Source organism: Candidatus Thermoplasmatota archaeon, from assembly GCA_029907305.1.
Lineage (GTDB): Archaea > Thermoplasmatota > E2 > DHVEG-1 > DHVEG-1 > JARYMC01.
In genome coordinates this window covers 18686-27241 of sequence record JARYMC010000009.1, presented here as the reverse complement: position 1 = coordinate 27241, position 8556 = coordinate 18686, and the positions used below count along the sequence as shown (strand labels likewise).

The 8556-nt window shown below is 34.4% G+C and carries 7 protein-coding genes; 1 reads left to right on the top strand and 6 read right to left on the bottom strand.

Translation table 11 applies throughout. The annotated features are described in order from the left end of the window. Positions 1 to 58: 58 nt before the first annotated feature. Positions 59 to 1366 carry a PLP-dependent aminotransferase family protein gene (locus tag QHH19_01395; protein ID MDH7516989.1) on the top strand — a complete coding sequence of 436 codons (1308 nt, stop codon included), beginning with the start codon at positions 59 to 61 and terminating at the stop codon, positions 1364 to 1366. Positions 1367 to 1376: 10 nt separating this feature from the next. Here the strand turns inward: QHH19_01395 and QHH19_01390 are convergent, their stop codons facing one another. From QHH19_01390 to QHH19_01365, 6 genes are all read right to left on the bottom strand, one after another. Beyond that, positions 1377 to 1778, bottom strand: coding sequence for a response regulator (locus QHH19_01390; GenBank protein MDH7516988.1), 402 nt, complete (start codon positions 1776 to 1778; stop codon positions 1377 to 1379). A 42-nt stretch (positions 1779 to 1820) separates the two neighbouring features. Continuing rightward, positions 1821 to 3443 (bottom strand): ATP-binding protein, encoded by a 1623-nt coding sequence (locus QHH19_01385; GenBank protein MDH7516987.1) that lies wholly within the window; start codon positions 3441 to 3443, stop codon positions 1821 to 1823. A 165-nt stretch (positions 3444 to 3608) separates the two neighbouring features. Beyond that, positions 3609 to 4397 carry a basic amino acid ABC transporter substrate-binding protein gene (locus QHH19_01380; protein ID MDH7516986.1) on the bottom strand — a complete coding sequence of 263 codons (789 nt, stop codon included), beginning with the start codon at positions 4395 to 4397 and terminating at the stop codon, positions 3609 to 3611. A gap of 19 nt (positions 4398 to 4416) precedes the next feature. After that, entirely contained in the window at positions 4417 to 5481 is a 1065-nt protein-coding gene (locus QHH19_01375; GenBank protein MDH7516985.1) for a PAS domain-containing protein, read from the bottom strand. Positions 5482 to 5649: 168 nt separating this feature from the next. After that, positions 5650 to 5994, bottom strand: coding sequence for a hypothetical protein (locus QHH19_01370; protein MDH7516984.1), 345 nt, complete (start codon positions 5992 to 5994; stop codon positions 5650 to 5652). 97 nt (positions 5995 to 6091) lie between these two features. Further along, a complete protein-coding gene (locus QHH19_01365) occupies positions 6092 to 8506 on the bottom strand; it encodes a C25 family cysteine peptidase (protein ID MDH7516983.1) in 2415 nt (804 codons plus the stop codon). Positions 8507 to 8556: the final 50 nt, after the last annotated feature.

Here is an 8556-nt window from a genome sequence, read left to right as displayed (position 1 = left end):
TTCACTGATCATATTTGGACAATTAATGAGGTGATGAACTATAAAATTTAATCATTTTATGACACTAGGAAATTTTAATATAGGTGAAAATATACCGGTTACCAGGTGTAAAACTATGGTTGTGAACTACGACCGTTTATTCTCAACGAGATCGAAAACACTGAAATCATCTGAGATAAGGGAGCTACTGAAACTCACGCAGAGCCCTGGTTTCATCTCGCTTGCAGGTGGTCTACCTAACCCTGAGGCTTTTCCAGTAGATGCCATACATGAGTGTATGGAAAAGGTTTTTAAAACAAACATAAAAAACGCTCTTCAATATGGTACAACAGAAGGTTTACCTCTTCTAAGGGGTGCTCTTGCAGAGAGGATGAAAGAAAAAAAAGGTATAGACTGCCAGATACATGACATACTTATAACAAGTGGTGCACAACAAGCTCTTTCTTTTGTAGCATTTAACTTCTTAGACCCTGGTGACACATACATTACTAGTGCACCAACCTATCTCGGTGCAATACAGGCATTCCATGCATATCAAGGAAACTGCGAGTGCATCCCGATGAACGATGAGGGGATAGACATTGAATCTTTACGTAGGAACTTGAAAAGATTACACAAAACAGGTATAACACCAAAGTTCCTATACGCAGTAGCAACCTATCAGAACCCCTCTGGGGAATCCATCTCACTTGAACACCGTAAAGAGCTACTGGAAATAGCATCAGAATATGATTTTGTCATAGTCGAAGACGACCCATACGGTGATCTGATCTTCGAAGGAGAAAAATTACCACCAATTAAAGCATTAGACACAAAAGGCAGGGTAATCTACATAGGTACCTTCTCAAAAATTCTAGCCCCGGGTTTAAGACTAGCCTGGGTGATAGCATCAGAGGAAATCATAAACAAATTCGCTCTAACAAAACAATCCACAGACCTATGCTCAAACGTGTTCTCACAATACGTAGCATATGAGTACATAAAAGGTGGTTACTTGGACAAGCAAATCGAACAAATAAAAAAACTTTACAAACACAAAAGAGACGTCATAATAGAAGCACTAGAAAAATACTTCCCAAAAGAAGTAAAATGGACTGTACCACATGGTGGCATGTTCCTCTGGGTAACCCTACCAAAACATCTAAACACACGACTTATGTTTAGAAGAGCGATAGCAAAAAAAGTCGCATACGTAGTTGGGGATGCATTCTACCCAGATGGGAGCAACTACAACTCAATGAGGCTTAATTTCTCTTACTCAGAAGACGATATTATAAGAGAGGGGATAAAAAGACTTGGGGAGTTAATCAAAGAAGAAATGACCATCTCATATGATAAAGAAAGCTACTACGTAGAAGGCGTATAAAAAAAGCTGATCAGATATCAAACAAGTTTTTCTTACTAGATTTTGATGTCAGAACCTTATCAATCCTCTGTTTGATGTCCTGTATCTGAAAAGGTTTCTCTATATAATCATCAGCTAAAAAAGCACCAGCATCCTTAGCTATTCTATCTGTTCTAGCAGTTAGCAAAATTATTGGAATGGTTTTCCACGAATCATTCTGTTTAATCTTATTTATAGTCTCCCAACCTGTCATACCAGGCATCATAATATCAAGTAAGATAACATCTGGGATCTCACTAGTCAATAATTTAAGGCATTGCTCTCCACTATTCGCACCAATAATACTAAAATCAGGATCCAATGCCTCTAAACCATGTTTAACAGTATAAATAATACTTGGGTCGTCATCTACCACCATTATTTTTTTGGTCATACTTACCAACCATTAGTATACATATTTTATTAAATTAATTTTTCATTTATCCTCAGACAATCTTAGAGTGAAACGAAAAGTTGAACCTTTACCTCTACCATCGCTCTCAGCCCAAATACGACCACCATGTCTTTCAACAATACGTTTACAAATACTGAGACCAAGGCCACTACTATCTAGGTCATGTCTGGATTCATCAGCTTTATAGAACTCATCAAAAATATGATCAATCTCCTCAGGAGTCATACCCATACCAGTATCTTTAATAGATACAGTGACAAAACCATCTTTTTTCTCCGCATCGACAACGATCTTACCTTTTTCATCTAAAGTGTACTTAACTGCGTTAGTAAAAAGGTTTTTAACGAGCTCCTCTAATTTAATTTTATCTGCCTTAACAATGATGTCATCTTGGATGTTATTTTCTACTTTAAAATTATTTTCTTCAAAGAAAAACTGCTGATTTGAAATGATATCATCGATCTCTTTTTTAATATTCAAGTCCTCTATATCAAATTTTATATTCGGCGAATTTAAACGAGCGAGCTGTAAAATTTTAATAACAAGATCTTTCATATAGTTGACATTACTAATAATAACGTCCAGCTGCTCTTTGATTTTAGGATCCTTTTCTTTATCCCTCAAAATAGGTAATAGGCCAACAAGTGGTGTTAATGGGTTTTTAAGATCATGACCAAGTTGACTGATAAAATCATCTTTCTGTTTGAGGAGACGCTGAACCTCAGCAGTTCTCTCCTGAACCTTCTTTTCAAGTTCCTCATTTAACCGATATAACTGATTTTGAACTGATTTTAATTCGATATTCTGCTGGTTAATGTATCTTTTTGCTTCCTCCAAATCTGCGATTGTTTTTTTAAGATCTAACATAATGTTAAGCATCGCTGTTTTATTTTTCTCTAGAATCTCAACTTTCTTTCTCAACTCTTCTTTTGATACCTCTAATTCCTTTGTCCTTTCATAAACCTGATCTTCAAGTTTTTTACTGTACCTCCCGATTTCATCTCTTGACTGTTTCAGCTCAGATATCATATTATTGAATACAAAAGCGAGATTACCTAGTTCATCACGTGAATTGATTTTTACGTGCGTATCCAAATTACCGCCACCAATCATCCTAGCTGCATCTGAAAAAACAGTGATTGGTTTTAAGATAATTTTTCTTAATGCATACATAAAACTAATAACTAGTATAAAAAGACCAAACACAGATATAGTGACTAGATTTTTTATTTGAATGTTGAGCGCAGCATAAGCCCGATCCATAGAAAGGATAATCTCATATGTACCAACTATCTGCCCAGAGAGATGAATAGGAGTGATCACAGTTAAAATATGAGATCCCCTAACGTTCATAGGAATACTGTATATAACACCTTTTTCATATGATTGAAGATTATAAGAGCTAGAAGTAGTACCTATGTGTTCTCCATTGCTGGATACAAAAACCTTTAATTCATCATCTTTTGGTAGATTAAGACTTATCTCCAAGACCTCTAGGTTAAGATAAATAAATTTCTGGATGTAGCCCTGCAATTTTTCTGTATCTTCTAATTCAGCCCTACTTCTTAGACTAGCATCAAGAGCCTGAACAAGAGATATAGCTTTATCAGAATAGTTTTTCTCAAAAAATTTAGTTTGATTCATTACATATATATATGTAATGCTAAAAATAACAATAGCTGATATCAAGACAACAATTAATGTCAATTTCAATGAAAGACTAAACTTAAGTCTCATGTTCATATTCACCTTTTAACATCCCATCCTAAATTATGGTAACATCTCAAATATTGAATATCATACTATACTCTAACTTTCCAGAAACCATTTTTCCTTAAGTTCATCCATTTTGCCGGTTTCACCTAAACTAACAATTACGCTATTGATCTCATCCACTAGAGCCTTCTCTCCTTTTTTTACAGCAATACCATAAAATTCATTTGTAAACGGCATCCCAATTAACTTAAGACCAGGTTTATCTTTTATCAAAGCCACCCCGGTAGGATAATCAACAATAATAGCATCTATTTTCCCAGCTATTAAATCTAGTAGTGCCAATTCATAGTTTTGATAACTCATAACTTGAGATGAGCTATTTGTATACTTCAAAGCCTCTTCTTCACCAGTAGTATTCCTTTGAACACCTACGGTCTTATTAAAAAGATCTATTTCGGATTTAATATCCATGTTACTAGCATTTACAATTATGATTTGACCTGCATTCAAATAAGGTCTGCTGAACAGAACTTGCTTAGATCTCTCTGTAGTTATTGTAATAGCAGCTATTATCATATCAACTTCACCCTTTTCCAGAGGAACAGAAATATTGTCAAAAAGATATGGGTAATCCTTGATTTCAGTTTTAACACCAAGATGCTTAGCAATCATCTCTGCAATATCGATATCAAAACCCAAAATACTACCATTTTTATCTACATATTCCATAGGCTCAAATGGAGTACATGTTCCAACTTTTAGCACACCCGCCTCTTTTATTTTTTTAATAGTAGGATCCATTTCATTTGATTCAATACAACCTGCAAAAAAAATTAACAGAATAATACACAACCCCAAACCAGATATCATTTTTTTCTCCATTCCAACACACCCCAAATTTTTATTCTATAACATACCTAGATTTTTCTCCATATTTTTTACAGAGCTCATTTATCTCTTTTTTTAAATTAATCATCATGATCTCCCGATCGATTGTAACCTTCTGGAATTTTTCAAGCTCGTCGATTTTCTCTTTTAACTTATCTTCTACAATTCTGCGTTGATTGATATCAAAAGATGTTATCAACAAAGCAGGTTTTCCTTCCAGAACAATAAATGTTCCCACATAATTTATCCAACATTCTTTACCTTCCTTTGTTATAATTTTGATTTCGCCTCCCAGAGATGCACCTTCCTTTTTTTCTAGAGCAGAAATCTCCTCTTTAACAATATTTCTTGAATCGGGATGCACCAAATCCAAAAAACTTATACCCTGCATCTCTTCCCTGCTATAACCTGTTATTCGTTCAATGCTAGGATTTACATAATAAATTTTGGTATCTTTAATTATGATAATACCAGCGGCGGTATTCTCAGCTAATTTCTGAAATTGTTCTTTACTTTCCCTTAATGCCTCCTCCATTTTTTTCTGTTTGGAAACATCATGAAATACAACAAGGTCAGCTGGCTTATTATCATATTCGATTTTTATTCCTTTTACCTGCAGTTGCCATATTTTGCCATCTTTAGAAATTGCTTCAATCTCATATGTATCTAAAATTTCCCCAAGCATTCTTTTCGCTAAATTTTTAACTAATATTGCTTTACTTTTTGCTGTTATAAAATTTGTTTTTATAAAGTTCATTCCAATTAATTCTTCCTTTTTTACCCCTGTCATCACCTCAACCTTATCAGATATCTCTAAGAATTTTCCTTTTTTATCAACAATGACAACAGGATCAACCATCAGATTAATTAGAACTCTAAGAGTCTCCTTAGCACCAGTTGAAATCCTCAAAAATGACTTCGTTTCATTCTTATATTTAAACCCATCGTCTTTACCATAATCTAAACCATTATTTGATTGTTTTTCAGAAGTTTTTATGCTTAAAATAGTCTGCTGCTGTAACTTACCTTTTAATTCTTCTTCTCTTAATGTTTTGACTATTTCTGGTTCATCTTTCATATAAACCCCATCAAAAATAACTTATCTAAAAGATTTTTATATTTGAAAGTGAACCTAACAGCAATGAGAACTATTGTACTACTTGCTTGACATCCCATCCAATAATTGAAACAAATTTTTTATATAAAAAATTAACTGGAAAGAAATATGATTTTTTTATTTATTTGTTTAGTACCATCGTCTCGCTTTAATTCTAACCATAGGATCTTCTGATATTTCACATATTTTTCTAGCTAGATCCTCGAATCCTTCAACAGTGTTTATATCGAATCTACCAAGAGGTGTACCTTCGCTGTCGACCAAGGTGACAATGCCAGATGAAACTAACTTTTTTATGCTATCTTTGGCAGTTTCTGTTTCTTGGGATATGTTCATTCTACTAATCTCTTGTTGCTGTAGTTGTTTTTCTAGTAGTTCTGTGATAAAGAGAGATCTATCCCCCATTGTATTTCTCAGATCTATTTCATCGATTATGTTTAGGGGCAGCTCTAAAAATATTGTTCTTTTTTCCATATGGTCTATAGATTATTGATTTACTATATTAATTTTTAGTAAAAATTTTTGAAGATTTTTTATAATAGATAAAAAAAGAAAAATTTGTAGTTTTTTATTATCGAATGATTAGATTTTTTAGGGCAAACTGAAGCAACTGGTTGTTCTGTGTCCCAACTTGGGAAGAGGAAAAACTAACACTGAGTGTAAAGTTCGTCCAATCACTCTCGTCACCATATGAATCCCTAGCCTTTGCTTTGATGGTATATGTTCCTGTAGACTTCCATTTGTGTTTTACACTAGCGGGTTGCCCTGATTCATAAGGTCCAAACCATTCGCTGCTACCACCACCCCAGTCAACGTAATATTTAATATTGTCTCCATCAAGATCTATTGAAGTAATTGTGAAAAGATAAGATATACCTGGTTTGACATTTGTTGGTCCTTCTATCTCTGGTTTTTCTGGTGGATTGTTTTCAACAATTGATATCGGATGTGGATCTGACCAGAGACTAGAAACACCGTTTATGTCTTTAGCTTTAACCCTTATTTCGTAATCTCCAACTACAGACCATGAATGTGATGCAGTCACTGTTTCACCAGAGCTGTAAGGTCCAAGCCAATCACTGAAATTACCATCATCCCAGTCAAATAAGTAAAAAATACTTTCTCCATCTGGTTCAGTAGTGTTACTGGAAAATGAATATTGTTTGTTATAAACACCATGGTTAGGACCACTTGGTGTAGAAGGTTTTTCTGGTGGATTACTTGGGTTGTTACGCCATATTTTAACAGAGGAGTCACCTAGTACATTATATGCCTCAAAATAATATTGTGACATTCCTCCACCACCATAATATTGATAAAGGTAAAAAAGTCCCATGTTTGTCATTCCACCAATGGTTTCAAGATTGTCTTCCCACCATGCTTTAAACGTTCTTCTTTCTAGTATATCATCTTCATCCCAGTATGTATAATCTGAGGCTCCCCAGAATGCAAGGCCTGCTTTATTTTGTGCACGTAACCATGTTTCGCCAAAGCATTCACTAACAGTAAATTGACCTGTTAAACAAGCATGACTACAAACAAATGGATACATGCCATAATTTGTAAGAGCATTAACATTTGATTGTGAAAAAGGTGGACCATCAGCCCAGCTAGTAGTGCTACCATGACCAGAATATACTGCCAGGGATCGTCCATTGTTTAATACTTCACTTACTTGGGCTGTTGTTGCACCATAGGTATGACAATAGAGTTTATCACAAGTGTATTCATTGGGAATCAAATAAATTTCAATTACATAATTATGGGTTCCTTCTGAGACTTGATAATTATCATTTGATGCCATAAACGCTGCTTTTTTTATCCAATCATAAGACTCAAAACTTCCTGATTCATAATAAATGGTTTTTTCCACCATGTTTGTCACCTGCTGTGGTGTTTCAGCAGGGAATCTACTTATGATAATATCAGGGAAATAATTACCAGTATCAATTGTAACATAATATAAATCGGTACAGGTTCCTGTTGCTGTTCCAGTCCATACTGGGACTTGTCCTGAGTCACCAACCAGTAATACATAAGATGGTGGATTTGGCCAGTTGTTATAAGCATCAACAATGTAAGCCTTTATATTCTCCTTTGTAGGACCACCAGGAATTTCTGATGTTTTCTTAACTGTTACATCAAAACCTTTACTTGTTTTCCAGTTTGCAAATGTTTGAATATTATTATAAAAATCGTCATAAACAATTATTAAATAGCCTTCTTGGTCTTTTGGTGGATTATCTGCAAAATTTTCGTAGTAGCCATAGTTCACAAATGTTTTCTGTAATAGTTGTTCAAATGATGGTGTAGCGTATCTTTCAATAGTAGATAGTGTTTGTTTCATATTGCTGTCTGGTAGATCAATTTGAAGAATACATGAGGTTAAAAGTTTGAGTTCAGCAGATACCGGGTTATATTGAACAGGTGATATCTCGACAACTGCAAATCTATGGCTTCTTATCTCACCTATCTGAGTAATTTTTGCTATTTCATTTGGAAGGAATGCATTAGTACTGTAGTATTCCTCATCGATTACAAACTCTTGGTTTACATTTGGTATTTTTGGGACAGATGGTTGAACTGGTAGAACCATTTTTGGTAGATGCAGCCCTTCAAGAGAGACGTGTTCCCAGGATGTTGATTTAATTTTTATTTGTGGTTGTGCACCCTGTGGTATTTCTATTGTTCTTACTATCGTTGGTAGTTTTGCTTCGCCGATGTTTGTGGTAAAGCCTTCATTTGGTAGCTCTAATGTAGTATAATCTCTTGTTTTTGTATGAATGCTTGAAAATTTTAGATCAGGTGGGTTTACCATGATTTCTATTGTTGATTCATCGATTTGGTTAACCTCGAAAATTTGGTTGTTAACCTTTTGGTTTATAATATTTGATTTTAGGTTTATTCCAATAACAGGTGTTATAACACCTAAAAGAAATACTATAGCTGCGCCAATAACTCTTATTTTTTTTGTGTTTCTCCACATATTTTTATAACCCCCCCAACGCAGTTAACTAATGTTAAATAGATATACTT

What these genes read in the sequence shown, in the direction of transcription:
- QHH19_01395 (MDH7516989.1), top strand. Translation starts at nt 59, where the DNA reads ATGACACTAGGAAATTTTAATATAGGTGAAAATATACCGGTTACCAGG.
- QHH19_01390 (MDH7516988.1), bottom strand. Translation starts at nt 1,778, where the DNA reads ATGACCAAAAAAATAATGGTGGTAGATGACGACCCAAGTATTATTTAT.
- QHH19_01385 (MDH7516987.1), bottom strand. Translation starts at nt 3,443, where the DNA reads ATGAATCAAACTAAATTTTTTGAGAAAAACTATTCTGATAAAGCTATA.
- QHH19_01380 (MDH7516986.1), bottom strand. Translation starts at nt 4,397, where the DNA reads ATGGAGAAAAAAATGATATCTGGTTTGGGGTTGTGTATTATTCTGTTA.
- QHH19_01375 (MDH7516985.1), bottom strand. Translation starts at nt 5,481, where the DNA reads ATGAAAGATGAACCAGAAATAGTCAAAACATTAAGAGAAGAAGAATTA.
- QHH19_01370 (MDH7516984.1), bottom strand. Translation starts at nt 5,994, where the DNA reads ATGGAAAAAAGAACAATATTTTTAGAGCTGCCCCTAAACATAATCGAT.
- QHH19_01365 (MDH7516983.1), bottom strand. Translation starts at nt 8,506, where the DNA reads ATGTGGAGAAACACAAAAAAAATAAGAGTTATTGGCGCAGCTATAGTA.